Annotated in this window: 18 protein-coding genes; 14 read left to right on the top strand and 4 right to left on the bottom strand. The window is 66.4% G+C overall.

Going from position 1 to position 24,016, the window contains the following annotated elements; genetic code table 11:
- Positions 1-147: 147 nt before the first annotated feature.
- Complete coding sequence (locus tag FOC84_RS04400; RefSeq protein WP_173143353.1) at positions 148-2,196, top strand: OPT family oligopeptide transporter; 2,049 nt, start codon at positions 148-150, stop codon at positions 2,194-2,196.
- Between the two features lie 31 nt (positions 2,197-2,227).
- Here FOC84_RS04400 and FOC84_RS04395 read toward each other — a convergent pair whose 3' ends face one another.
- The 4 genes from FOC84_RS04395 to FOC84_RS04380 all read right to left on the bottom strand — a co-directional run bounded on the left by FOC84_RS04395 (position 2,228) and on the right by FOC84_RS04380 (position 7,508).
- Positions 2,228-3,460, bottom strand: a complete 1,233-nt coding sequence (locus FOC84_RS04395) for a M20 family metallopeptidase (RefSeq protein ID WP_173143352.1) — start codon at positions 3,458-3,460, stop codon at positions 2,228-2,230.
- Positions 3,461-3,465: 5 nt separating this feature from the next.
- Entirely contained in the window at positions 3,466-5,235 is a 1,770-nt protein-coding gene (uraD, locus tag FOC84_RS04390; protein WP_173143351.1) for a 2-oxo-4-hydroxy-4-carboxy-5-ureidoimidazoline decarboxylase, read from the bottom strand.
- 11 nt (positions 5,236-5,246) lie between these two features.
- Complete coding sequence (gene puuE, locus FOC84_RS04385; RefSeq protein WP_173143350.1) at positions 5,247-6,191, bottom strand: allantoinase PuuE; 945 nt, start codon at positions 6,189-6,191, stop codon at positions 5,247-5,249.
- A gap of 300 nt (positions 6,192-6,491) precedes the next feature.
- Positions 6,492-7,508 carry a 1-aminocyclopropane-1-carboxylate deaminase gene (locus FOC84_RS04380; RefSeq protein ID WP_173143349.1) on the bottom strand — a complete coding sequence of 339 codons (1,017 nt, stop codon included), beginning with the start codon at positions 7,506-7,508 and terminating at the stop codon, positions 6,492-6,494.
- 181 nt (positions 7,509-7,689) lie between these two features.
- On the opposite strand from FOC84_RS04380, the gene FOC84_RS04375 reads away from it, so the two are divergent.
- The 13 genes from FOC84_RS04375 to FOC84_RS04315 all read left to right on the top strand — a co-directional run bounded on the left by FOC84_RS04375 (position 7,690) and on the right by FOC84_RS04315 (position 24,001).
- Positions 7,690-8,160 carry an Lrp/AsnC family transcriptional regulator gene (locus FOC84_RS04375; RefSeq protein WP_173143348.1) on the top strand — a complete coding sequence of 157 codons (471 nt, stop codon included), beginning with the start codon at positions 7,690-7,692 and terminating at the stop codon, positions 8,158-8,160.
- Between the two features lie 328 nt (positions 8,161-8,488).
- Complete coding sequence (locus FOC84_RS04370; protein WP_173143347.1) at positions 8,489-11,356, top strand: 2-oxoglutarate dehydrogenase E1 component; 2,868 nt, start codon at positions 8,489-8,491, stop codon at positions 11,354-11,356.
- Between the two features lie 101 nt (positions 11,357-11,457).
- Positions 11,458-12,684: a 2-oxoglutarate dehydrogenase complex dihydrolipoyllysine-residue succinyltransferase gene (gene odhB / locus FOC84_RS04365; RefSeq protein WP_173143346.1), complete on the top strand. Its 1,227-nt coding sequence runs from the start codon at positions 11,458-11,460 to the stop codon at positions 12,682-12,684.
- Between the two features lie 117 nt (positions 12,685-12,801).
- The gene (gene lpdA, locus FOC84_RS04360) at positions 12,802-14,229 is read left to right on the top strand and encodes a dihydrolipoyl dehydrogenase (RefSeq protein ID WP_173143345.1); all 1,428 of its coding nucleotides are present in this window, start codon (positions 12,802-12,804) and stop codon (positions 14,227-14,229) included.
- A 76-nt stretch (positions 14,230-14,305) separates the two neighbouring features.
- Entirely contained in the window at positions 14,306-15,397 is a 1,092-nt protein-coding gene (gene zapE, locus FOC84_RS04355; RefSeq protein WP_173143344.1) for a cell division protein ZapE, read from the top strand.
- A 110-nt stretch (positions 15,398-15,507) separates the two neighbouring features.
- On the top strand, positions 15,508-16,041 hold the full coding sequence (locus FOC84_RS04350; RefSeq protein ID WP_173143343.1) for a sigma-70 family RNA polymerase sigma factor: 534 nt from the start codon (positions 15,508-15,510) through the stop codon (positions 16,039-16,041).
- The gene (locus tag FOC84_RS04345; protein WP_173143342.1) at positions 16,034-16,978 is read left to right on the top strand and encodes a FecR domain-containing protein; all 945 of its coding nucleotides are present in this window, start codon (positions 16,034-16,036) and stop codon (positions 16,976-16,978) included. Before FOC84_RS04350 ends, FOC84_RS04345 begins: the two co-directional genes overlap by 8 nt.
- Positions 16,979-17,163: 185 nt before the next feature.
- Positions 17,164-19,572, top strand: a complete 2,409-nt coding sequence (locus FOC84_RS04340; RefSeq protein WP_254241996.1) for a TonB-dependent siderophore receptor — start codon at positions 17,164-17,166, stop codon at positions 19,570-19,572.
- A gap of 104 nt (positions 19,573-19,676) precedes the next feature.
- Positions 19,677-20,309 carry a DUF4198 domain-containing protein gene (locus tag FOC84_RS04335; protein ID WP_173143340.1) on the top strand — a complete coding sequence of 211 codons (633 nt, stop codon included), beginning with the start codon at positions 19,677-19,679 and terminating at the stop codon, positions 20,307-20,309.
- A 23-nt stretch (positions 20,310-20,332) separates the two neighbouring features.
- Positions 20,333-20,614: a DUF3649 domain-containing protein gene (locus FOC84_RS04330; protein ID WP_173143339.1), complete on the top strand. Its 282-nt coding sequence runs from the start codon at positions 20,333-20,335 to the stop codon at positions 20,612-20,614.
- The gene (locus FOC84_RS04325) at positions 20,611-22,272 is read left to right on the top strand and encodes a PepSY-associated TM helix domain-containing protein (RefSeq protein WP_173143338.1); all 1,662 of its coding nucleotides are present in this window, start codon (positions 20,611-20,613) and stop codon (positions 22,270-22,272) included. The genes FOC84_RS04330 and FOC84_RS04325 overlap by 4 nt, the downstream gene beginning before the upstream one ends.
- Positions 22,269-22,592 carry a DUF3325 domain-containing protein gene (locus FOC84_RS04320; RefSeq protein WP_088139125.1) on the top strand — a complete coding sequence of 108 codons (324 nt, stop codon included), beginning with the start codon at positions 22,269-22,271 and terminating at the stop codon, positions 22,590-22,592. Before FOC84_RS04325 ends, FOC84_RS04320 begins: the two co-directional genes overlap by 4 nt.
- A gap of 56 nt (positions 22,593-22,648) precedes the next feature.
- Positions 22,649-24,001: a tryptophan--tRNA ligase gene (locus FOC84_RS04315; protein ID WP_173143337.1), complete on the top strand. Its 1,353-nt coding sequence runs from the start codon at positions 22,649-22,651 to the stop codon at positions 23,999-24,001.
- Positions 24,002-24,016: the final 15 nt, after the last annotated feature.

The following is a 24,016-nucleotide window of genomic DNA, read 5'->3' as shown; positions in this document are numbered from 1 at the left end:
CCCGAAAATTCAGCATAATCTGTTGCAGGTTTTGCGACCGGCGGCAGCTTCTGCCGAGGATGCGCCCAGCGACCGCCCCAGGGGTGTGGCCGCTGGGTGGACGCGAAGGCGCTAGAATTCGCGGCTGGCATGATAGGAAATACTGCAATGACCCAACCCATCAGCGTCCCGGCAGAGGTCACCTTGCCCGAACTTACGTTCCGCGGCATCCTCCTGGGCGCAATCATCACCGTCATCTTCACGGCCTCCAACGTCTTTCTCGGACTGAAGGTAGGCCTGACGTTCTCATCCGCCATTCCGGCGGCGGTGATCTCGATGTCCGTCCTGCGCCTGTTCAAGGACGCGAACATCCTCGAAAACAATATGGTGCAGACCCAGGCTTCCGCGGCCGGGACGCTGTCGTCCATCATCTTCATCCTGCCGGCCCTGGTCATGATGGGGCACTGGCAGGGCTTCCCGTTCTGGCAGACGCTGGGCATCTGCGCGGCGGGCGGCATGCTCGGCGTGATGTTCACCATTCCGCTGCGCCACGTGATGGTGGTGCAGAGCGACCTGCCGTATCCGGAAGGCGTGGCCGCCGCTGAAATCCTGCGGGTGGGCAGCGCCGAGCGCGCCCAGGACGAGGCTGCTGAGGACGGACGCGCGCCGGCCAAGGCCGAGACCGGCATGGGCGACATCGTGGCGGGCGGCCTGGTCGCCGCCGCGGTCAGCTTCGCGGCCAGCGGACTGCGCGTGCTGGGCGACAGTTTCAGCCGCTGGTTCGAACTGGGCGGGGCGGTGTTCCGGCTGCCCATGGGCTTCTCGCTGGCGCTGCTGGGCGCGGGCTACCTGATCGGCATCGTCGCCGGCCTGGCCATGCTGACCGGACTGATCATTTCCTGGGGCATCGCCGTGCCCATCCTGACCGCCATGGGGGACATGCCTGCGGGCATGTCGCTGGCAAAGTACGCCACCGGCCTGTGGGCGTCGCAGGTGCGCTTCATCGGCGCCGGCGTGATCGGCGTGGGCGCCATCTGGACGCTGGCCACGCTGTTCATGCCGATGGCGCGCGGCGTCAAGGCCTCGTTCTCGGCCCTGACCAAGGCGGGCGCGGCCCGCGCCGGACGCGCGCCGCGCACCGAGCGCGACTTGTCGGCCGGCTGGATCTCGGCCGTGACGCTGGTGCTGGTGGCGGTGCTGGTGGTGACCTTCCAGGTGTTCCTGTCGGGTGCGCCGCTGTCGCCCGCCGCGATCTGGAAGCTGGTGGCCTACGCCGTGCTGTTCGCCTTCGTGTTCGGCTTCCTGGTGGCCGCGGCCTGCGGCTACATGGCCGGCCTGGTGGGGTCGTCGACCAGCCCGATCTCGGGCGTGGGCATCGTGGCCATCGTGCTGGTGTCGCTGCTGATGCTGGCGCTGGGCGGTGAATTGCTGGGCGCGCAGAACGGCGTGCAGATGGCGATCGCGCTGTCCATCTTCAGCACCTCGGCGGTGGTGGCGGTGGCCTCCATTTCCAACGACAACCTGCAGGACCTGAAGACTGGCTGGCTGGTGGGCGCAACCCCCTGGCGTCAGCAGGTGGCGCTGCTGATCGGCTGCGTGGCCGGCGCGGCGGTGATTTCGCCGGTGCTGGAGCTGCTCTACAACGCCTACGGTTTTGCCGACGCCATGCCGCGCGAGGGCATGGACCCGGCGCAGGCGCTGTCGGCGCCGCAGGCGACGCTGATGCTGGCGATCGCGCGCGGCATCTTCACGCACCAGCTCAACTGGACCATGATCCTGATCGGCATGGCGGTCGGCGTGGGCCTGATCGTGGTGGACGAGATCATGAAGCGCACCTGCCGCGTGGCCCGCATCCCGGTGCTGGCGGTGGGCATAGGCATTTATCTGCCGCCCACGGTCGCCTCGCCCATCGTGGTCGGCGCCGTCCTGGCATGGCTGCTGGAACGTGCCTTGCGCCGCCGCGCGGCCGCCGCCGGCAAGCCCTACGAACAGTTTGCCGAGGCGGCCAACCGCCGCGGCGTGCTGATCGCTTCCGGCCTGATCGTGGGCGAAAGCCTGGTCGGCGTGCTGATGGCCGGCATCATCGGCGCGGCCGGCACCGAAGCGCCACTGGCGATCGCCGGCGCAGGCTTCGAGCACACGGCCTCGTTCCTGGGGCTGGCCGTCTTCGTGGCGGTGGCGATCCTGTTCTGGCGCCGGGTGATGAAACTGGCGTGAGGCGCCCGGCCGGTCCTGCCGGGCGGCCGCTTCAGGCGGCGTCCAGCAGGTCGGCCAGCGTGCGGGCGATGACCTTGGTGGCGCGCCGCAGGTCTTCCAGCACCACCCGTTCATCGTTGCGCTTGGCGTGCGATTCCAGCACGGTGCGCGGTCCGGCGCCGTAGATCACGCCAGGGATGCCCGCTTCGGCGTACAGGCGCACGTCGGTATAGAGCGGCGTGCCCATGGCGGGGATGGGCTCGCCGAACAATTCCTCTCCATGTTTCTGTATGGCCTGCACCAGCGGCTGGCTGCCCGGCAGCGGGCGCATGGAATTGGCCAGCAGCAGGCGCTTGATGTCCACGCTGATGCCGGGCACGGAGTCGGCGGTTTCCTGGATGATGCAGCGGATGTCGGCTTCGACCTCGGCCGCGTTTTCTTCGGGAATCATGCGCCTGTCCAGCTTGAACGCCACCTTGCCCGGCACCACGTTGGTATTGGTGCCGCCTTCGATGCGGCCGACGTTCAGGTAGGGGTGGCTGATGCCCGGCACCTCGGAGCGGATCTCCCGATACCGCGCGTTCTGCGCGTACAGTGTGTTCAGGATCGCGACGGCGCCTTGCAGCGCGTCCACGCCGCTGCTGGGGATGGCGGCATGGGCCATCTTGCCGTGTACGGTCACTTCCATCTGCAGGCAGCCGTTGTGCGCGGTGACGACCTCGTAGCTGAAACCGGCGGCGATCAGCAGGTCGGGCTTGGTCAGCCCTTGCGACAGCAGCCAGCCGGGGCCGAGCAGGCCGCCGAATTCCTCGTCGTAGGTGAAGTGCAATTCGACCGCGCCGCGGCGGGGGCGGGCGACGGCTTCCAGCGCGCGCAAGGCGAACGTGAAGCTGGCGAAATCGCTCTTGCTGACGGCGGCGGCGCGGCCGTAGAGGCTGCCGTTGTCGATTTCGCCGCCATACGGGTCATGTGCCCAGCCTTCGCCCGGCGGCACCACGTCGCCGTGGGCATTGAGCGCCACGCGCAGGCCGCCGGCGCCGTACTCGCGGCGCACGATCAGGTTGGTGATCGATTGCAGGCCGTAGTCCCGCACGTCCTGCGCCGGCACCGGATGAGCCTCGGCGTCCAGGCCGAAGCCTTGCAGCAATTCGGCCGTGCGTTCGGCGTGCGGCGCATTGTTGCCGGGGGGCGTGTCGGTCGGCACGCGCACCAGCTCCTGCAGGAAGCGGACTTCTTCGTCAAAGTGGGCGTCAACCCAGGCGTCGAGTCGGGCGTAGTCGGTCATGGTCTCTATTGGGTGTCGTGGGCAAGGTCGTCGAGCAGGCTCAGCAGCGCCAGCACGGCAAGCTGGATGTCGTCGCTGGAGGTGGATTCGCGCGGGTTGTGGCTGATGCCGGAGTTCTGGCCGCGCACGAACAGCATGGCCTGGGGCATGACCTCGTGCAGCTTCATGGCATCGTGGCCTGCGCCGCTGGGCATGCGGTGGACAGGCAGTCCCAGCGCGTCCACGGCGCGTTCCCAGCGCTGCTGCCAGGCGGGGGCGCTGGGGGCGGCGGCGGCGCGCATGGTTTCTTCCAGCATGTAGCGCAGGCCGCGGCGCTGGCAGATGGCTTCCAGTTCGGCCAGCACGTCGCGCGCCAGCGCATCGCGCTGCGCGTCGCTGGGCGCGCGCAGGTCCAGGCTGAAGCGGCATTCTCCCGGCACCACGTTGATCGAGCCGCCGGGGACTTCCAGCATGCCCATGGTGCCTACCGAGTCGCCGTCGCGGGCGGCGCGCTGTTCCACGTACAGGGCCAGCTCGGCGGTGGCGGTGGCGGCGTCGCGGCGGCGGTTCATGGGCGTGGTGCCGGCATGGCAGGCCAGGCCGTTGATCCGCACCTGGTAGCGCACGCAGCCGTTGATGGACGTGACCACGGCCAGCGGCAGCCCCATTTCGTACAGCACCGGACCTTGTTCGATATGGACTTCGACAAAGCCCAGATAGCGGGCGGGGTCGCGCTTGAGCTTGGGGATGTCCTCGCTGCGCAGGCCCGCATGCGCCATCGCATCGCGCATGCTGACGCCGTCGGCGTCCTGCTGGTCCAGCCACTGCGGCTTGAAGTCGCCGATCAACGCGCCCGAGCCCAGGAAGGTGGCGCGGTAGCGTTGGCCTTCCTCTTCCGCGAAGCCGATGACTTCCAGGTGGTAGGGCAGGCGCCTGCCCTGGCGGTGGAGTTCGCGCACGCAGGCCATCGGTACGAAGATGCCCAGCCGGCCGTCGTACTTGCCGGCGTTGCGCACCGTGTCGTAATGGCTGCCAGTCATGAGGGTGGGGGCGTCGGGGTTGGCGGCCAGGTACCGGCCGACCACGTTGCCCACGGCGTCGATCCCGACCTCGTCGAAGCCGCAATCGCGCATCCACTGCGTCAGCAGTCCGGCGCAGGCGCGGTGGGCGTCGGTCAGGTAGGTGACGGTCAACTGGCCTTTTTCGGCATAGCCCGGGTCGCTATGGACGGCCAGTTGCTCACCCCAGTCCCAGATGTCGTTGCCGATGGCGGGCTCGGAGTCGAAACGTTCGCTCAAGCGGATTTCGGCGATGCGGTGCTGCTGCTGCTGGGCCTCTTCGAATTCCAGGTCCGGCGGGTTGTCCAGGCGACGGGTGAATTCGTCGATCACTTGCGGGCGCGTCATGCCGGCGCCGCGAGCGCCACGCACGGCAAGGACGAAGGGAAAACCGAACCGGGTCTTGTAGGCGGCATTCAACTCCTGCAGACGCGCCAGTTCGCCGGGCGTGCAGCCGGCCAGGCCAGCCAGCTCTTGCTCGCGAGCCGAATCCGCATTCAGACGCGTGCCCTGCGCGGCCCCCAGTTCGGGATGGGCGCGCAGCAGCGCCGTCCGGGCTTCGGCATCCGCGTCGTTCACGGCGCGGCGCAGGCGCTGCGCCAGATCGGCCAGCGAACGGAACGGCCGGTGGCCAAGCGCGCGCTCGGCGATCCAGGGCGCTTGCCCGTACAGGCCGTCGAGCATGGCGGCGGCGTCCGCGGGCGCCGCCGCATTGAGTTGGGCTAGGGTGTGGGCCATGGCCGTCCTGTTCAGGCGTTGGGGGTATGGGGATGCGCCGCCTTCCAGTGGCGCGCGATGTCCAGGCGCCGGCAGACCCAGACGCGGTCATGGCGGGCGATGTGGTCCAGGAAGCGCTGCAGCGCGGCGATGCGGCCGGGCCGACCCAGCAGGCGGCAGTGCATGCCGATGCTCATCATCTTGGGCGCTTCATCGCCCTCGGCGTAGAGCGCGTCGAAGCTGTCCTTCAGGTACTGGAAGAAGGGATCGGCGTGCGAATAGCCTTGCGGCAGCGCGAAGCGCATGTCGTTGCAGTCCAGCGTATAAGGCACGATCAGTTGCGGCACCACGCTGCCGTCCGTTTTCTGCACGCGCATCCAGAAGGGCAGGTCGTCGCCGTAGTAGTCGCTGTCGTACTCGAAGCCGCCGTAGTCGGCCACCAGGCGTCGGGTGCGCGGACTGTCGCGGCCGGTGTACCAGCCCAGCGGACGGCTGCCGGTCATTTGCGTGATCGCGTCCATGGCCAGGCGCATGTGCTCGCGTTCGGTGGCTTCGTCGATGTGCTGGTAGTGGATCCAGCGCCAGCCGTGGCAGGCGATCTCGTGTCCCAGCTCGGTGAGGGCGGCGGTCAGTTCAGGGTGGCGTTGCAAGGCCATGCCGACGCCGAACACGGTCAGCGGCAGTCCGCGCTTTTCGAACTCCCGCAGGATGCGCCATACGCCGGCTCGCGAGCCGTACTCGTAGACGCTCTCCATGCTCAGATGGCGTTCGGGATAGCTGGCGGGGTTGAACATTTCCGACAGGAACTGTTCGGATCCGGCGTCGCCATGCAGCACGCTGTTCTCGCCGCCTTCCTCGTAATTCAGCACGAACTGCACCGCGATGCGCGCCTGGCCCGGCCATCGGGCATGCGGCGGATTGCGGCCGTAGCCGGCCAGGTCGCGGGGGTAGGGGAGCGTGGAATCGTAGGCGGTCATGAACAGGCGGGCAGAGTGCAACGGCGCGCGATGGCCGGGCGTGGGTGGGCGGACGACTTCCTGATGCTCAGCACCTTAGCTGGAAATCGTAGTTTTGTATACAAACTATGTACATAATTTTGCGGGAGGACGCGTGGGAAAGCTCAGCCCACGCGAAAAGCCCAGCCGGCGGATACGCCGGCTGGGCTGCGCTTCCTGCGCTCATCATGGGCGCTGGCGGCCAGGACTGGCAAGCCCTGGGCCTGGCCGGCCTTTCAGCGCAGGTCGCCGCAAGGCCAGCCAAAGGCGCCGTAGGCGCCCTTATCCGTTGCGGTAGAGAAAGCTGTAGGCGTTGATCGCCGGCACCCCTCCCAGGTGCGCATACAGAACCCGCGAACCTGCCGGAATCTCGCCGCGGCGGATGATGTCCATCATGCCCTGCATGGATTTCCCTTCGTAGACCGGGTCGGTCATCATGCCTTCGAGGCGGGCGCAAACACGGATGGCCTCGTTGGTTTCGGCCGACGGCAGGCCGTAGGCCGGGTACGCATAGCGGGTGTCCAGCACCACGTCGCGCTCCTCGATGGCGGTCTCGAGTCCGACCATGTCGGCCGTGCGCCGCGCGATGCGCAGGATCTGCGCCCGGGTCTGCTCGGGCGTGCCCGAGGCGTCGATGCCGATGACGCGGTCGGCGCGGCCGTCGGCTGCAAAGCCCACCACCATGCCGGCCTGCGTGCTGCCCGTGACCGCACACACCACGATGTAGTCGAACTTGAAGCCCAGCTCGGCTTCCTGGCGCCGCACTTCCTCGGCGAAGCCGACGTAGCCCAGGCCGCCAAGCTCGTGGTCGGACGCGCCGGCCGGAATCGCGTAGGGCTTGCCGCCGCGCTTGCGGACGTCTTCCAGCGCCTCTTCCCAGCTACGTCGGAATCCGATGTCGAACCCCTGGTCCACCAGGCGCACGTCGGCGCCCATCAGGCGGCTCATCATGATGTTGCCGACCCGGTCGTAGACCGCGTCCGAATAGTCCACCCAGTTTTCCTGCACCAGCACGCAGGCCAGTCCCAGCTTCGCGGCGACCGCGGCCACCATGCGGGTGTGGTTGGACTGGATGCCGCCGATGGTGACCAGCGTGTCGCAACCCTGTTCCAGCGCCTGCGGGATCAGGTATTCCAGCTTGCGCAGCTTGTTGCCGCCGAACGCAAGGCCGCTGTTGCAGTCTTCGCGCTTGGCGTAGATCTCGACCTTGCCGCCCAGATGCGCGGACAGGCGCTCGAGCTTTTCGATGGGGGTGTCGCCGAAGGTCAGGCGGTGGCGCGGAAATCGTTGCAGATCCATATGGGTTCTCCTGTGCCGGCCGGGTGGCGCGGATGGAAAAATCATAGGAATTTCAATGATTTATCGTCAATTGCGTATTTTTATTGTTTAAATGGAAAATAATTAAATAAATATCGGAATTTCTATTTAATATTTCTAGATTAGTTCTTTTGTCGCAATTTAATTTTTGGGGACGTATTAAATGCCAGCCATTTCCAGCCTGGACCGCATCGATCGGCAGATCCTGCGCGTGCTGCAGCAGGATGCCCAGATCACCAACCTGGAATTGAGCGCGCGCGTCCACCTGAGTCCGGCCGCCTGCCTGCGCCGGGTGGAAAAGCTCAAGAGCGAGGGCATCATCCGCAAGACCGTCGCCCTGCTCGAACCGGCGGCAGTGGACATGGGCACCCTCGTCATCGTGGGCGTGGTGCTGGACCGCTCCACGCCGGAGTCCTTCACGGATTTCGAAGCCGCGGCGCGCGGCATCAGCGGCTGCCTGGAATGCCACCTGGTGGCGGGCGAGTTCGACTATTTCCTGATGCTGCGCATCCGCGACCTGGAACGCTTCAACAAGCTGCATGCCGGGGAGATCATCAAGCTGCCCGGCGTACGCCAGATCCGCACCTTTTTCGTCCTGAAAGAGATCCTGTCGACCACCGAATTGCCCGTATGAACGAGGCTAATGCGCAACACTGGCATTTCCGTTAGTGAAAATGATGCGACGCGGCATTTTGGGTTGCCAGAAATTGATGGCGCGTAGACGGCGCAATGGACGGGGTTCGCTGGACATTCCAATGCTGCATGACGGCATTCCGAATGCGCTTTTGCGTCACGCAAACGCAAGAAGACGTCCTTAAACTCAAAGGGCTATACTCTTATCCCATACGGCTTTTAAGGCTTGTACGCGCCTTCTGCCCCTGCTATCCGCTTAACGGGAAGCCCGTGTCGCGGAAGGTTTTCCTGCATCGTGTCGAGTGAAGCACTCGTAAAGGTGAAGCGATATGTCTTCGGAAATAGAATCTCTATCCACGTCTTATCTCTTTGGGGGTAACGCCCCTTATGTTGAGGAGCTTTACGAAGCCTACCTCGACAATCCCGGTTCGGTACCTGACAACTGGCGCGAATACTTCGACCAGCTGCAACACGCTCCCGCCACCGACGGCCAGGAATCCACCCGCGACCAGGCCCACGCTCCCATCGTCGAATCGTTCGCCCAGCGCGCCAAGGCCAATGCCTTCGTGCAACGCGCCGCCGAACCCGACCTGACCGTGGCCAGCAAGCAGGTTTCGGTGCAGTCGCTGATCGCGGCCTACCGCTCCCTGGGTTCGCGCTGGGCCGATCTGGATCCGCTCAAGCGCCAGGAACGTCCGCCGATCCCCGAACTCGATCCGGCCTTCTACGGCCTGACCGAAGCCGATCTGGACCAGACCTACTCGGCCACCAACACCTACTTCACGACCGCCAGCACCATGACGCTGCGCGACATCCTGAAGGCGCTGCGCGACACTTACTGCCGCAGCATCGGTGCCGAATTCACGCATATCTCCGACCCCGCCGCCAAGCGCTGGATCCAGGAACGCCTGGAAACCACCCTGGGCGCGCCCGCCTATTCGGTCGAAGAAAAGCGCCACATCCTGCAGCAGCTGACCGAGTCCGAAGGCCTCGAGCGCTTCCTGCACACCAAGTACGTCGGCCAGAAGCGCTTCTCGCTGGAAGGCGGCGAAAGCTTCATCGCCTCGATGGACGAAGTGGTGAACCACGCCGGTGAAAACGGCGTCCAGGAAATCGTGGTCGGCATGGCCCACCGCGGCCGCCTGAACCTGCTCGTGAACATCATGGGCAAGATGCCCGGCGACCTGTTCGCCGAGTTCGAAGGCAAGCACGCCGAAGGCCTGACCGACGGCGACGTGAAGTACCACAACGGCTTCTCCAGCGACCTGTCCACCCGTGGCGGCCCGGTCCACCTGTCGCTCGCGTTCAACCCGTCCCACCTGGAAATCGTCAACCCCGTGGTCGAAGGCAGCGTGCGCGCTCGCCAGGAACGCCGCGGCGACGCCGAAGGCAAGCAAGTGCTGCCCGTGCTGGTGCACGGCGACGCGGCCTTCGCCGGCCAGGGCGTGGTCATGGAAACGCTGAACTTGGCGCAAACCCGCGGCTACGGCACGGGCGGCACGCTGCACATCGTCATCAACAACCAAATCGGTTTCACCACGTCCGACCCGCGTGACTCGCGCTCGACGCTGTATTGCACCGACGTGGTCAAGATGATCGAAGCGCCGGTGTTCCACGTCAACGGCGACGATCCCGAAGCCGTGGTGTTCGTCACCAAGCTGGCGCTGGACTACCGCTTGCAGTTCCGCCACGACATCGTCGTGGACATCGTCTGCTTCCGCAAGCTGGGCCACAACGAGCAAGACACCCCGTCGCTGACGCAGCCCCTGATGTACAAGCGCATCGGCCATCACCCTGGCACGCGCAAGCTGTACGCCGACAAGCTGACCACGCAAGGCGTGCTGGCCGACGGCGAAGCCGATCAGCTCGTGAAGGACTACCGCCAGCTGATGGAAGACGGCCAGCGCACCATCGAACCGGTGCTGACCGACTACAAGAGCAAGTACGCCATCGATTGGTCGCCGTTCCTGGGCGCCAAGTGGACCGACCAGGCCGACACCGCCGTGCCGCTGGCCGAGCTCAAGCGCATCGGCGAACGCATCACCACCGTGCCGGAAGGCTTCACGGTGCACCCGCTGGTCGCCAAGCTGCTGAACGACCGCCGCACCATGGCCAAGGGCGAACTGAACCTGGACTGGGGCATGGGCGAACACCTCGCCTTCGCCACCCTGGTGTCCTCGGGCTACGCCATCCGCATCACCGGCCAGGACTCGGGCCGCGGCACGTTCACGCACCGCCACGCCGTGCTGCACGACCAGAACCGCGAACGCTGGAACGACGGCACCTACATTCCGCTGCAGAACGTCTCGGAAGGCCAGGCTCCGTTCACCGTGATCGACTCCGTGCTGTCCGAAGAGGCGGTGCTGGCGTTTGAATACGGCTACTCCAGCGCCGAACCCAACACGCTGACCATCTGGGAAGGCCAGTTCGGCGACTTCGTCAACGGCGCCCAGGTCGTGATCGACCAGTTCATCAGCTCCGGCGAAGCCAAGTGGGGCCGCCAGTCGGGCCTGACCCTGATGCTGCCGCACGGCTACGAAGGTCAAGGCCCCGAGCACTCCTCGGGCCGCATCGAGCGCTTCCTGCAACTGTGCGCCGACAACAACATGCAAGTGGTCCAGCCGACCTCCGCGTCGCAGATCTTCCATGTGTTGCGCCGCCAGATGATCCGCCCGTTCCGCAAGCCGCTGGTGCTGTTCACGCCGAAGTCGCTGCTGCGCAACAAGGACGCCGGCTCCCCCCTGACCGATCTGGCAGGCGGCAGCTTCCGCCCCGTCATCGGCGAAGTCGACGAGGCCATCGACGCCAGCAAGGTCAAGCGCGTGCTGGCTTGCTCGGGCAAGGTCTACTACGATCTGGTCAATGCCCGCCGCGAGCGTGGCGCCGACAACGTGGCGATCGTTCGCGTCGAACAGCTGTATCCGTTCGCGCACAAGTCGTTCGAAACGGAACTGCGCAAGTACCCGAAGGCAACCGAAGTGATCTGGGTTCAGGACGAACCGCAGAACCAGGGCGCCTGGTTCTACGTTCAGCATCATGTGTACGAAAACATGGTCGAAGGCCAGAAGCTGGGCTATGCCGGCCGCGCCGCGTCGGCATCGCCGGCCGTGGGCTACCTGGCCAAGCACCAGGAGCAGCAGAAGGCCCTGATCGAAACGGCCTTCGCGCCCAAGTTCAAGGTCATGTTGACGAAGTAACACTCGCTTGATGCACGCGCCGCGCGCGCAGGTTTCTGGAATTCCGATTCGAAGCTTGCCGCGCAGCGCGACCAGAACACAAACTTTACGGAACAAACAAAATGGCTATTACCGACGTCGTCGTCCCCCAACTCTCCGAATCCGTCTCCGAAGCGACGCTGCTGACCTGGAAGAAGCAGCCGGGCGCTGCCGTTGAAGCGGACGAAATCCTGATCGAAGTCGAAACCGACAAGGTCGTGCTGGAAGTGCCGGCCCCCGCCTCGGGCGTGCTGGCTGAAATCGTCAAGGGCGATGGCAGCACCGTTACCTCCGGCGAAGTGCTGGCCCGCATCGACACCGCAGGCAAGGCCGCCGTCGCCGCCACCGCGCCCGCCGCCGAGGCCCCCAAGGCCGCCGAGCAAGCCGCCGCCGCACCCGCCGCTGCCGCTTCGTCGGCTGCCGCCGGCGTGGCTTCGCCCGCCGCCTCCAAGATCCTGGCCGAGAAGGGCGTCGACGCCGCTTCCGTGGCCGGCACCGGCCGTGACGGCCGCGTGACCAAGGGCGACGCCCTGGCCGCCAGCGCTCCCGCCAAGGCCGCTCCGGCCAAGGCCGCCGCGCCGGTCGCTCCCCCGACGATGTCGCTGGACGGCCGTCCGGAACAGCGCGTGCCGATGAGCCGCCTGCGCGCCCGCATCGCCGAGCGCCTGCTGCAATCGCAGCAGGAAAACGCGATCCTGACCACGTTCAACGAAGTCAACATGCAGGCCGTCATCGACCTGCGCAGCAAGTACAAGGACAAGTTCGAGAAAGAGCACGGCATCAAGCTGGGCTTCATGTCGTTCTTCGTCAAGGCTGCCGTGGCCGCGCTGAAGAAGTACCCGCTGATCAACGCCTCGATCGACGGCAAGGACATCATCTACCACGGCTACTTCGACATCGGCATCGCTGTCGGCAGCCCGCGCGGCCTGGTTGTGCCGATCCTGCGCAACGCTGACCAGCTGTCGATCGCCGACATCGAAAAGACCATCGCCGACTTCGGCCGCCGCGCCGCTGACGGCAAGCTGGGCATTGAAGAAATGACCGGCGGTACCTTCTCGATCTCCAACGGCGGCGTGTTCGGCTCGATGCTGTCGACCCCGATCATCAACCCGCCGCAATCGGCCATCCTGGGCGTGCACGCCACCAAGGATCGCGCCGTGGTGGAAAACGGCCAGATCGTCATCCGCCCGATGAACTACCTGGCGCTGTCCTACGACCACCGCATCATCGACGGCCGCGAAGCCGTGCTGGGCCTGGTCGCCATGAAGGACGCCCTGGAAGATCCGCAGCGCCTGTTGCTGGACCTGTAATCTCGACGCCCCGGCCCGGCGCCCAAGCGACCCCAGGGTCTTGCGGCGCCCTGGCCGGCTTCTTGCCGGCCCGCAGGGCGGGGCGTGCTCCACTCAATACCTCATCGCGAGAACACTATGTCCAAACAATTTGACGTCGTCGTCATCGGCGCGGGCCCCGGCGGCTACATCGCCGCCATCCGCGCCGCGCAGCTCGGCATGTCGGTGGCTTGCATCGACGCCTGGCAAAACGGCCAAGGCGGCCCGGCTCCCGGCGGCACCTGCACCAACGTCGGCTGCATTCCGTCCAAGGCGCTGCTGCAATCGTCCGAACACTTTGAGCAGGTCAATCACCACTTCGCCGACCACGGCATCGAAGTCAAGGGCGTCAGCCTGAAGCTCGACACGCTGATCGGCCGCAAGAACACGGTGGTCAAGCAGAACAACGACGGCATCCTGTACCTGTTCAAGAAGAACAAGGTCACCTTCTTCCACGGCAAGGGCGCGTTCGTCGGCCAGGTGGAAGGCGGCTGGGCCATCAAGGTCACCGGCACCGCCGAGGAAGACCTGGTTGCCAAGCACGTGGTGGTCGCCACCGGTTCGTCGGCGCGCGAGCTGCCCGGCCTGCCGTTCGACGAAAAGGTCGTGCTGTCCAACGACGGCGCGTTGAACATCGGCGCCGTGCCGAAGACGCTGGGCGTGATCGGCGCCGGCGTGATCGGCCTGGAAATGGGCAGCGTGTGGCGCCGCCTGGGTTCCGAAGTGACCATCCTGGAAGCCATGCCGGAATTCCTGGCCGCGGCTGACGGCCAAGTGGCCAAGGAAGCCCTGAAGGCCTTCACCAAGCAAGGCCTGAACATCCAGATGGGCGTCAAGATCGGCGAGATCAAGGCGACCGCCAAGTCCGTCACCGTGCCCTATGTCGACGCCAAGGGCGCCGAGCAGAAGCTGGTGGTCGACAAGCTGATCGTCTCGATCGGCCGCGTGCCCTACACCGGCGGCCTGAACGCCGACGCCGTGGGCCTGAAGCTCGACGAGCGCGGTTTCATCGCCGTGGACGGCGACTGCAAGACCAACCTGCCGAACGTCTGGGCGGTGGGCGACGTGGTGCGCGGCCCGATGCTGGCGCACAAGGCCGAGGAAGAAGGCGTGGCGGTTGCCGAACGCATCTCCGGCCAGCACGGCCACGTCAACTTCGACACCGTGCCGTGGGTGATCTACACCTCGCCGGAAATCGCCTGGGTCGGCAAGACCGAGCAACAGCTCAAGGCCGAAGGCCGCGAGTACAAGGCCGGCAGCTTCCCGTTCCTGGCCAACGGCCGCGCCCGCGCGCTGGGCGACACCACCGGCTTTGCCAAGGTGATCGCCGATGCCAAGACCGACGAGGTCCTGGGCGTGCACATCGTGGGTCCGATGGCCTCGGAACTGATCTCGGAAGCCGTGACCATCATGGAATTCCGCGGTGCGGCCGAAGACATCGCCCGCATCTGCCACGCGCACCCGACGCTGTCGGAAGCCGTGAAGGAAGCCGCATTGGCCGTGGACAAGCGCGCGTTGAATTTCTGATACGCGCATAGCCGATGCAAGACGGGGGCGGGTTCACGGATCCGCCCTTTTTTCATTCTGCTTTACCTGCTCCCACATGAACGTCAGCGAATACTACGAACACGCCCTGGCCGAGCGCGGCTACAAGCCCGATGAAGCCCAGAAGGTGGCGATCGACCGGCTGCAGCGCTACTACGACGAATGGGTCAAGTTCAAGTCGATGCGCTCGAACGCGCTGAAGAAGCTGCTGAACCGCCCCGACGTGCCCCGCGGCGTGTACCTGTGGGGCGGAGTGGGGCGTGGCAAGAGCTTCCTGATGGACGCCTTCTACGCCACCGTGCCCGTGGTGCGCAAGACGCGCCTGCACTTTCACGAATTCATGCGCGGCGTGCACCGCGAACTCGAAGAAGTGAAGGGCATGCAGGACCCGCTGGACGAAGTGGCCAGGCGCGTGGCCAAGCGCTACCGCCTGATCTGCTTCGATGAGTTCCACGTGTCCGACGTGGCCGACGCGATGATCCTGCACCGGCTGCTGTTCAAGCTGTTCGAGTACGGCACGTCCTTCGTGATGACGTCCAACTACGAACCTTCGACCCTGTATCCGGACGGCCTGCACCGCGACCGCATCCTGCCCGCCATCCAGCTGATCCAGGCGCGCATGGACATCATGAACGTGGATGCCGGCGTGGACTACCGCCGCCGTTCGCTGGAACAGGTGCAGTGTTATCACACGCCGCTGGACGAGCATGCCCAGCAGGCGTTGCAAAAAGCGTTCGACAGCCTGGCCGATACGCCGCCCCAGGACCCGGTGTTGCATATCGAGCACCGCGAGATCCGCGCGCTGGCGCTGGGCGGGTCGGTGGTGTGGTTCGACTTCGCCACGCTTTGCGGCGGGCCGCGTTCGCAGAACGACTATCTGGAATTGGCCAACCGCTTCCACGCGGTGATCCTGTCGGGCGTGCCTCGCATGGGACCGCGTCAGGCCTCCGAGGCGCGCCGCTTTACCTGGCTGATCGACGTGTTCTACGACCACCGCGTCAAGCTCATCATGTCCGCCGAGTGCGAGCCCGAGGAAATCTACACCGAGGGCGCACTGGCCAATGAATTCCACCGCACCGTCTCGCGCATCCTGGAAATGCAGTCGCGCGAATACCTGGAATCGGAACGCCGCCACACCGTGTCGTTGTAGTCGCGCCGCATCTGTCCGGATTTTCCGGGCAGATCGCGGTTGAAATTGGTAATACAAGTCATTATCAATTAAGATTTGGAGACTTCTGGTCCAGCACCGCAGTTTCCAACGTGTCTTCCACCCTCCTGTCTGCATCGGCCGCGCGCAGCGACGCTCCTGCCGCGCCCGTCGATGGCCTGTACCGCGATCACCGCCCCTGGCTATTCGGTTGGCTGCGCCGCAGGCTGGGTTGCGAACATCGCGCCGAAGACCTGGCGCAGGACGTTTTCCTGCGGCTGATCCAGGGCCGCAAGGCGGTGCGGGCCGGCGAAGCCCGCGCGCTGCTGACCACCATTGCCCGCGGGCTGGTGGTGGACCATCAGCGGCATGCGGCGCTAGAGCGCGCGTATCTTGCCTATCTGGCCGCCATCCCCGAGGTCTACGCGCCGTCTCCCGAACAACAGGCCGAGCAGTTGCAATCGCTGGCACGGCTCGACCATTTGCTGGACGGATTGCCACCGAAGGCGCGTTCCGCCTTCCTGCTGTCGCAGCTCGATGGGCTGACCTATCCCGAGATCGCGCAGCGGCTTGAAGTCTCCTTGAGCTCCGTGCAGCAATACATGGTGCGCGCCATGACCGCGTGCTATGCGGCGTTCGATGACTAGCGCCGCGGATCCGGTGGCGGACCAGGCGATCGCTTGGTGGGTGCGGCTGCAATCCGGAATGGCCGGCGTGGGGGAACGGCAATCGTGCGAGGCGTGGCTGGCGCAGGATCCGGCGCACCGTCAGGCTTGGGACCGCTTGCAGCGCATCAGCCAGGATGCGCGCCGCGTGCCGGCGGCGTTGGCGCATACCGCATTGTCTGCGCCGCCGTCGGCGGGCCGCCGCACGGTATTGCGCGGGTTGCTGGCCATCGGCGGCACGGCCTTCACCGGCTGGGCGGGCTACCGCCATGCGCCGTGGCAACGGCTGGCCGCGGACCTCAGCACCGGCGTCGGCGAACGTCTGGCCGTGGCGGTGGCCGATGGGCTGCACATCACCTTGAACAGCGACAGCGCGGTGCGCCTGCACTTGCAGGGCGATGCCCGTGGCATGGATCTGCTGCGCGGCGAAGTGCTGGTGCAGACCGAAATGCGGCCCGCCATGGCGGCGCTGCGCGTGGACACGGGGCATGGCGAGGTGCGCGCCGAACGAGCGCGCTTCGACCTGCGCCGCACCGCCGAAGGGGTGCGCGTGGGCGTGTACGAAGGCAGCGTGGTGTTGCTGCGCGCCGGCGTGGCCACGCATGCCGAAGCCGGTGAACGCCTGCAATTCTCCGAGAGCGGCGAGATTGGCCGTCACGCCTCCGATCCCGACAGGCTGGCCTGGACCGACGGGCTGGTGGTGGCCAAGGACTGGCGCCTGGACTACTTCGCGCAATACCTGGCGCGTCAGCGCCTGGGCATGATCCGCGTGGATCCGGCGGTGGCCGGCCTGCGGCTGTCGGGCGTCTTCCCGCTGGACGACGCCGAGCGCGCGCTCAAGGCGCTGGAGCCTGCCTTGCCCATCCGCGTCACGCGGCATACGCCGTACTGGCTGCAGGTGGGTCCGCGCGAGGCGTGAGCGTTACAAATTTTTCTGACCTGCGGCTTGCAGGTTTTCCGATCCCGTACGGAAGGCAGGGATAGATACCACCGTACAGGGAGAGTTTTGTGTCCGTTTCATCTCACCCGCGCTTGCGCGCCCCTTTGTTCGCCGGCCGCATCGCGGTGCTGGCCGCCCTATGCGCGGGCGGGCTTGCCGCTGGCATGCCGCAGGCCTGGGCCCAGTCGGCGCCCGCATCCGCGAATGCGCCGCGCGGCTACCAGATCGCTGCCGGCTCTTTGGCCGACGCCCTGACGCAGTTCGCGCGCAGCGCCGGCGTGGTGCTGTCGTTCGATCCGGCGTTGGTGCGCGGACGCCGCTCGGACGGGCTGGAGGGCGCCTACTCGGTGGGCGCGGGATTCGCCCGCATCCTGGCGGGCAGCGGCCTGCAGGCGCGAGCGCAATCGGGCAATACCTGGACGCTGGTGCAGGTTGCCGCGCCCGCGGGCGACACGCCCACGCTGGCGCCGGTGACGGTGTCGGGCATGTCCGACAGCGCAATCACGACGGTGGGCTATGTGGCCACGGTCAGCGCCAGCGCCACCAAGACCGACACGCCGCTGATCGAAACGCCGCAGTCGGTGTCGGTGGTCACGCGCGAACAGATCACGGAGCAGGGCGCGCAGACGCTGAACCAGGTGTTGCGCTACACCGCGGGCGTGGCCACGGAATCGCGCGGGGCCACCGCCACGCGCCTGGACCAGTTCAGCGTGCGCGGTTTTTCGGCATCGACCTATCTGGACGGCCTGCGGGTATTCGGCGGCCGCGACGCCTTGCCGCAGGTGGATGCCTATCGCCTGGAGCGCGTGGACGTGTTGAAGGGGCCGGCTTCCGTCATGTACGGGCAGGGCGGTCCGGGCGGCGTGGTCAACCAGGTCAGCAAGCGCCCGCTGGAAGAGACGCTGCGCGAGGTCGAGGTGCAGGTTGGCAACTATGACTACCGCCGCGCCAATTTCGATTTCGGCGGCCCGGTGGATGACGAGGGCAAATTCCTGTACCGCCTGGCCGGTTCGGGCTACATGTCCGACGGCCAGGTCAAAGACACCAAGGAACGCCGCTACTTCGTGTCGCCGGCCTTTACCTGGAAGCCCAGCAGTGACACGACGTTGACGGTGCTGACGAACTTCCAGCGCGATCCCGACATGGGTTCCTACGGCAGCGTGCCGGCCATGCGCACGCTGCTGTCCGCGCCCGACGGCATCCGCCTGCCGGCGGACTACTACGACGGCGACGCCAACTTCGAAAAGAGCGACCGTAAGAGCTACTCGCTGGGCTACGTGCTGGAACACCGCTTCAACGATACCTTCAAGGCCTCGCAAAGCCTGCGCTGGACGCGTTCGGAAGCGCAGTACCGCAGCATCTACGGCGCGATGACCAACAACTACGGCTACACCGACAAGACCTATCGCTACCAGCAGCGTGCGTCGATCGCGACCGACGTGGACGTGGGCGCGCTGGTCCTGGACAACAACCTGCAGGCGCGCTTCAACACCGGCCGTTTCGCGCATACCGCGCTGGTGGGCTTTGACTACCAGCACGTCAAGACCGACACGCTGTCCGGCTTTGGCACAGCGCCCGCGCTGGACGTGTTGAATCCGGACAATCACCAGAACATCCCCACGCCGGCGTTCTCGACGGACGCGACCAACAAGCAGTATCAGGCCGGCCTGTACTTCCAGGACCAGATCAAGATCGATCGCCTGTCGGTGTTGCTGGGCGGCCGCTACGACTGGTCGCGCACCGTGGGCGAGACCACCACGATCGCCACCGGACGGGTCGCGCCGTCTTCGCTGAATGCGGAGAAGTTCACGGGCCGCCTGGGCGTGATCTACAACTTCGACAACGGCGTGGCGCCTTATTTCAGCTACTCGGAGTCGTTCGAACCGCAGTCGGGAACGGGGTGGCAGAACGTGCCGTTCAAGCCGATCGAAGGCAACCAGTATGAGGTCGGCATCAAGTACCAGCCGCCGGGCAGCGCCACGCTGCTGTCGGTCGCGGCGTTCGACATCCGCCGCGAGAACATGACGACCACCGATCCGGATCCGACCCATATCTGCGGCACGGCCGGTGGACGCTGCTCCATCCAGGCCGGCGAGCTGCGCACGCAGGGGATCGAGTTCGAAGCCAAGACCGAGCCCCTGCGCGGGCTGACGCTGGTGGCCGCGTACTCCTTGATGGACAACGAGTACTCCAAGGGCTATCCCAACGCCGCGGGCCTGAACCTGAAGGGCAAGACGCCCGTGGGCGTGCCGTCGCAACAGGCGTCCGCGTGGGCCCGCTACCAGCTTCAGGAAGGTCCGCTGGCGGGCATGGGCGTGGGCGGCGGCGTGCGCTACATCGGTTCCTCGTATGGCAACGAGACCAACACGCTGAAGGTTCCGTCGGTCACGCTGTTCGACCTGATGCTGGACTACGACCTGGGCCGCGCATCGCCATCGCTCAAGGGCATGCAGGTGGCGCTGAACGTGCAGAACCTGTTCGACAAGGAATACATCGCGTCGTGCTCGGGCGATTCCTGGTGCTGGTACGGCTATCAGCGTTCCATCAAGGCCAGCCTGCGCTATCGCTGGTAAGGCTGTCCGCTATTTCGAAGTGAGAATGGTTATAATTTAAAACCCTCCGAATCGGGTCCTGGCCGCGGGGCTGGCCCGATCCGGTCCTCTAAAGGAAATCAACAATGACATTCGCAAGAACCTTGGCCGCCATCGCCCTCATGGGCGCGGCGGGCGCCGCGCAGGCGCATTTCGTTTGGCTGGAACGCAGCGCCGAGGGACCGGCCAAGGCGTATTTCGGGGAATGGGCGGACGACGTGCGCGAAAAGCGCGACGGCCTGCTCGGCAAGATCATGGTTGCGCCCGTCGTGACGGGCGCCGACGGCAAGGCGCTGAAGGCCTCGGGCGAGGGCGCGGACTTCCTCGAATTCGCGGCGGCGGGCAAGGGCGACGTGCGCCTGCGCCAGGCCTACCAGTTCAAGGACACCCTGGTGCAGTACGGCGCCAAGGCCGGCCGCGCCGACACCGAGGGCAAGCTGGACCTGGAACTCGTGCCGGTCGCGGCCGGGACCAACGCTTTCGTGCTGCAGTTCAAGGGCAAGCCGCTGGCCAAGACCGAAGTCACCGTGTTCGGCCCGCCCAAATGGGAAAAGCGCTTCCACAGCGATGAAAACGGCCGCATCGAAATCACCACGCCGTGGCCCGGCCAGTACGTGCTCGAAGCCGCCCACGTCGAAGACAAGGCGGGTGAGGCCGACGGCAAGGCCTACGCCAAGATCCGCTACGTTTCGACCACAACCTTCAACGTGTCCCAGTGAAAGCTCCCGCAGCCGGCGCAGGCATGATGCGCTACCGTCTGGCCGTCTTTTCCAGGGCGGCGGCCGCCATCCTGGGCGGCTACGTCCTGGCGTCGGCGGCCGCCGCCTGCCTGGCGATCTGGCTGCCCATGCGGCGGCCGGACGCCGTGGTCACGGCGCAGATGCTGTCCTTCGTGTTCTACGCCTGCGGCGTGATCTGGGTATTCGCCACGCGCAATGCCTGGCGCGCCTGGGCCGGCGTGCTATTGCCCGCCGCCTTGCTGGGCGCGCTGTTCCTGGCCGGCCGGACCATGGGGGCGGCATGAAGGCGAAAGTGGACAAGGCGCCGGGCGAAGAAGGCCTGCGCCAATCCATGTCCTGGCTGCACACCTGGTCGGGGCTGATCTTCGGCTGGGTGCTGTTCGCGATGTTCCTGACCGGCACGCTGGCATTCTTCCGCCCCGAGATCACGGCCTGGATGCAACCCGAGATCCAGGTGCGGCCCGCGCCTGCTGCGCAGTCCGTGGCCGCCGCGCAGCGCTACCTGAGCGAACATGCGCCGGACGCCACGCGCTGGTTCATCACGCCGCCGTCCGACCGCGAGCCGTCGATCCAATTGCTTTACCAGGTGCCCAAGCCCAAGCCCGGCGAACGCGGCTTCGTGCGCGTGAAGTTGGACCCGGCCAACGGCCAGGCCGTGACCGCGCGCGAGACGCGCGGCGGCGATTTCTTCTACCGTTTCCATTTCGAACTGGAAACCGCGTTTCCCTGGGGCCGCTGGCTCGCCAGCATCGCCGGCATGTTCATGCTGGTGGCCATCATCAGCGGCATCATCACCCACAAGAAGATCTTCACCGATTTCTTCACCTTCCGGCCCAGAAAGGGCGGACAGCGCGCCTGGATGGACGGCCATAACGCCTTGTCGGTGCTGGGATTGCCGTTCCATCTGATGATCACGTTCAGCGGGCTGGTGCTGTTCATGGCCATGCTGATGCCGGCCGGCATACTGGCCGTCTACGAGAGCCCGCGCCAGTATTCCGACGATGTCTTCAAGTCGTTCAAGATCACCCCCGCGCGCAACGAGCCCGCGCCGCTGCTGCCGCTGGCGCCGCTGGTGGAGCAGGCGCAGCAGCATTGGCAAGGCCGGGTGGGGCGCGTCACCGTCAACCATCCGGGCGATGCCGGCGCGACCGTGACCCTGGTGCGCGACGCCGCCGATGGCGTGTCGTTCGGCAAGCTGGCGCCATACATGCGCTTTGACGGCGTCACGGGCGCGCTGCAGGAAAGCGAGGACGAACTCGGCGCCACGGCGCGTACCGCCGGCGTCATCGTCGGCCTGCACCTGGGCCTGTTCGCCGAACCGTTCCTGCGCTGGCTTTATTTCCTGGTCAGCATGGCGGGCACGGCCATGGTCGGCACGGGCATGGTCCTGTGGATCGCCAAGCGGCGTCAGAAGGCCCGTCCGGGCGCGCGTGAAGCGTTCTCGCTGCGGCTGGTGGACGCGCTCAATGCCGGCACGATCGCAGGTCTGTTCATCTCGGTCGCGGCCTTTTTCTGGGCCAACCGCCTCTTGCCCGCCGATCTGCCGGGCAGGCAGTTCTGGGAGTCACGCGCCTTCTTCGCCGCCTGGGGGCTGTCGCTGGTCTACGCCTTCCTGTTCCAGCACCGCAAGTGGCGCGACCTGCTGGCCGTCGCGGCGGCCGCCTTGGCGCTGGTGCCGGTGGTCAACGCCCTGACGACCTCGCGCCATCTGGGCGTGTCGCTGCCTGCGGGCGACTGGGTCATGGCCGGTTTCGACCTGACCTGCCTGGTTGGGGCGCTGTTGCTGGCCTGGATGGCCCGCAAGGCCGCCCGCGCCGGCAAGGCGGCTGCCAGGGCGCCGATCAAGGGGGCAGCCAAGGCAAGCGCAGCCGCCAAGTCCGCCGTGCAGCCCCCGCCCCCGCCTGTCCAGCACGCCTACGAACCTAGAGGGGATACGCTATGACGCTAGCCGCCTTCTGCCTGGCCTATGCGGGTTTTTCCGCCCTGTGCCTGGGCATGGACCGTCACTACGAGGACCTGTTCGACCGCGCCTTGCCCCGGCGCCATCGCTTGCCCTTGCGCCTGTTCGGCTGGGTGGCGCTGGCCCTGTCCCTGTGCGCCTCGGCGGCGGTCTGGGGCTGGAGCTACGGCACGGTCGAATGGATAGGCATCCTCAGCATCGCCGGACTGCTGCTGATCTGGTTCCTGACGTTCCGGCCGCGCGCCGCGCTGACCGCCGGCGGCCTGTGCGCGCTGGCGGCGCCGGTGCTGGCCGTTCTGTAGCCGTCCGCCCGGCACGTTACACTGGGCGTTTCCCCTAGCAAACGCCTCTTCGCCTCATGAATACCCGCGTCCTTACCGGCATCACCACCTCTGGAACTCCCCACCTCGGCAATTACGCGGGCGCGATCCGTCCCGCCGTCCAGGCCAGCGCGCAGCCCGGCGTGGACGCATTCTTCTTCATGGCGGACTACCACGCCCTCATCAAGTGCGACGACCCGGCCCGCGTGGCGCGCTCGCGCCTGGAAATCGCCGCCACCTGGCTGGCGGTGGGCCTGGACCACGAGCGCGTGACCTTCTACCGCCAGTCGGACATCCCCGAGATTCCCGAGCTGACCTGGCTGTTGAACTGCGTCACGGCCAAGGGCCTGATGAACCGGGCGCATGCCTACAAGGCGTCGGTGGACCAGAACACGGAAAAGGGCCTGGAGCCGGACGATGGCGTGACCATGGGCCTGTTCTCGTACCCGGTGCTGATGGCCGCGGACATCGTCATGTTCAACGCCAACAAGGTGCCCGTGGGCCGCGACCAGATCCAGCATCTGGAAATGGCGCGCGACATCGCGCAGCGCTTCAATCACCTGTACGGCCGCGACTACTTCACGCTGCCGGAAGTCGTGATCGAAGAGGACGTGGCGACCTTGCCGGGCCTGGACGGCCGCAAGATGTCCAAGAGCTACAACAACACCATTCCGCTGTTCGAGGGCGGCGCCAGCGCGCTGCGCGCGGCGGTGATGCGCATCGTCACTGATTCGCGCGCGCCGGGCGAGCCCAAGGATGCCGAGAACTCGCACCTGTACACCATCTACCGCGCCTTCGCCACGCACGAGCAGGCCGCCGCGCTGCGCAAGCAGCTCGAAGAGGGCCTGGGCTGGGGCGAAGCCAAGCAGGCGCTGTACGACCACCTGGAGAACCTGCTGGCGCCCATGCGCGAGAAGTACGTCGACCTGATGGCCAACCCCGGCCGCATCGAAGAGATCCTGCAGGCCGGCGCCGCCAAGGCGCGCAAGTTGGCTACGCCGTTCATGCTGGAACTGCGCCAGGCCGTGGGCCTGCGCAATCTGGAAGCCGGTTCCGGCGCCAAGGCCGCGCAGCCCAAGAAGGAAAAGGGCAAGGGCGCGCGCTTCGTCAGCTTCCGCGATGAAGACGGCGGCTTCCGCTTCCGCCTGCTGGCCGCCGACGGCGAGGAACTGCTGCTGTCGCAGCGCTTCGCCGATCCGAAGGAAGCTGGCGCCGTCATGCGCCGTCTGCAGGCGGAACCGGCCGATGCCGCGCTGCAGGCCGACGGGCAGGGCTATGCGGCCTTGATCGACGGCGTGGCCGTGGCGACCGCGCCGGCGGGCGCGCAGGACGAATCCGGCGCCTTGCTGGCGCGCGCGCGCGCCGCGCTGTCGTCGCTGTCGCAGGAATAAGCCCAAGGGGCCGGC

This window comes from Achromobacter pestifer (genome assembly GCF_013267355.1).
GTDB lineage: Bacteria > Pseudomonadota > Gammaproteobacteria > Burkholderiales > Burkholderiaceae_B > Achromobacter > Achromobacter pestifer_A.
Note: the sequence above shows the minus strand (reverse complement) of the source record. Positions and strands in the feature narration are given on the sequence as shown.

Bases quoted from the DNA above. Each gene is read 5' to 3' on its own strand.
- FOC84_RS04330 (WP_173143339.1), top strand. From the start codon at position 20,333: ATGATGCGCTACCGTCTGGCCGTCTTTTCCAGGGCGGCGGCCGCCATC.
- odhB (WP_173143346.1), top strand. From the start codon at position 11,458: ATGGCTATTACCGACGTCGTCGTCCCCCAACTCTCCGAATCCGTCTCC.
- uraD (WP_173143351.1), bottom strand. From the start codon at position 5,235: ATGGCCCACACCCTAGCCCAACTCAATGCGGCGGCGCCCGCGGACGCC.
- FOC84_RS04380 (WP_173143349.1), bottom strand. From the start codon at position 7,508: ATGGATCTGCAACGATTTCCGCGCCACCGCCTGACCTTCGGCGACACC.
- FOC84_RS04395 (WP_173143352.1), bottom strand. From the start codon at position 3,460: ATGACCGACTACGCCCGACTCGACGCCTGGGTTGACGCCCACTTTGAC.
- FOC84_RS04335 (WP_173143340.1), top strand. From the start codon at position 19,677: ATGACATTCGCAAGAACCTTGGCCGCCATCGCCCTCATGGGCGCGGCG.
- FOC84_RS04370 (WP_173143347.1), top strand. From the start codon at position 8,489: ATGTCTTCGGAAATAGAATCTCTATCCACGTCTTATCTCTTTGGGGGT.
- FOC84_RS04325 (WP_173143338.1), top strand. From the start codon at position 20,611: ATGAAGGCGAAAGTGGACAAGGCGCCGGGCGAAGAAGGCCTGCGCCAA.
- FOC84_RS04345 (WP_173143342.1), top strand. From the start codon at position 16,034: ATGACTAGCGCCGCGGATCCGGTGGCGGACCAGGCGATCGCTTGGTGG.
- lpdA (WP_173143345.1), top strand. From the start codon at position 12,802: ATGTCCAAACAATTTGACGTCGTCGTCATCGGCGCGGGCCCCGGCGGC.
- FOC84_RS04400 (WP_173143353.1), top strand. From the start codon at position 148: ATGACCCAACCCATCAGCGTCCCGGCAGAGGTCACCTTGCCCGAACTT.
- puuE (WP_173143350.1), bottom strand. From the start codon at position 6,191: ATGACCGCCTACGATTCCACGCTCCCCTACCCCCGCGACCTGGCCGGC.
- FOC84_RS04340 (WP_254241996.1), top strand. From the start codon at position 17,164: ATGCCGCAGGCCTGGGCCCAGTCGGCGCCCGCATCCGCGAATGCGCCG.
- zapE (WP_173143344.1), top strand. From the start codon at position 14,306: ATGAACGTCAGCGAATACTACGAACACGCCCTGGCCGAGCGCGGCTAC.
- FOC84_RS04315 (WP_173143337.1), top strand. From the start codon at position 22,649: ATGAATACCCGCGTCCTTACCGGCATCACCACCTCTGGAACTCCCCAC.
- FOC84_RS04320 (WP_088139125.1), top strand. From the start codon at position 22,269: ATGACGCTAGCCGCCTTCTGCCTGGCCTATGCGGGTTTTTCCGCCCTG.
- FOC84_RS04375 (WP_173143348.1), top strand. From the start codon at position 7,690: ATGCCAGCCATTTCCAGCCTGGACCGCATCGATCGGCAGATCCTGCGC.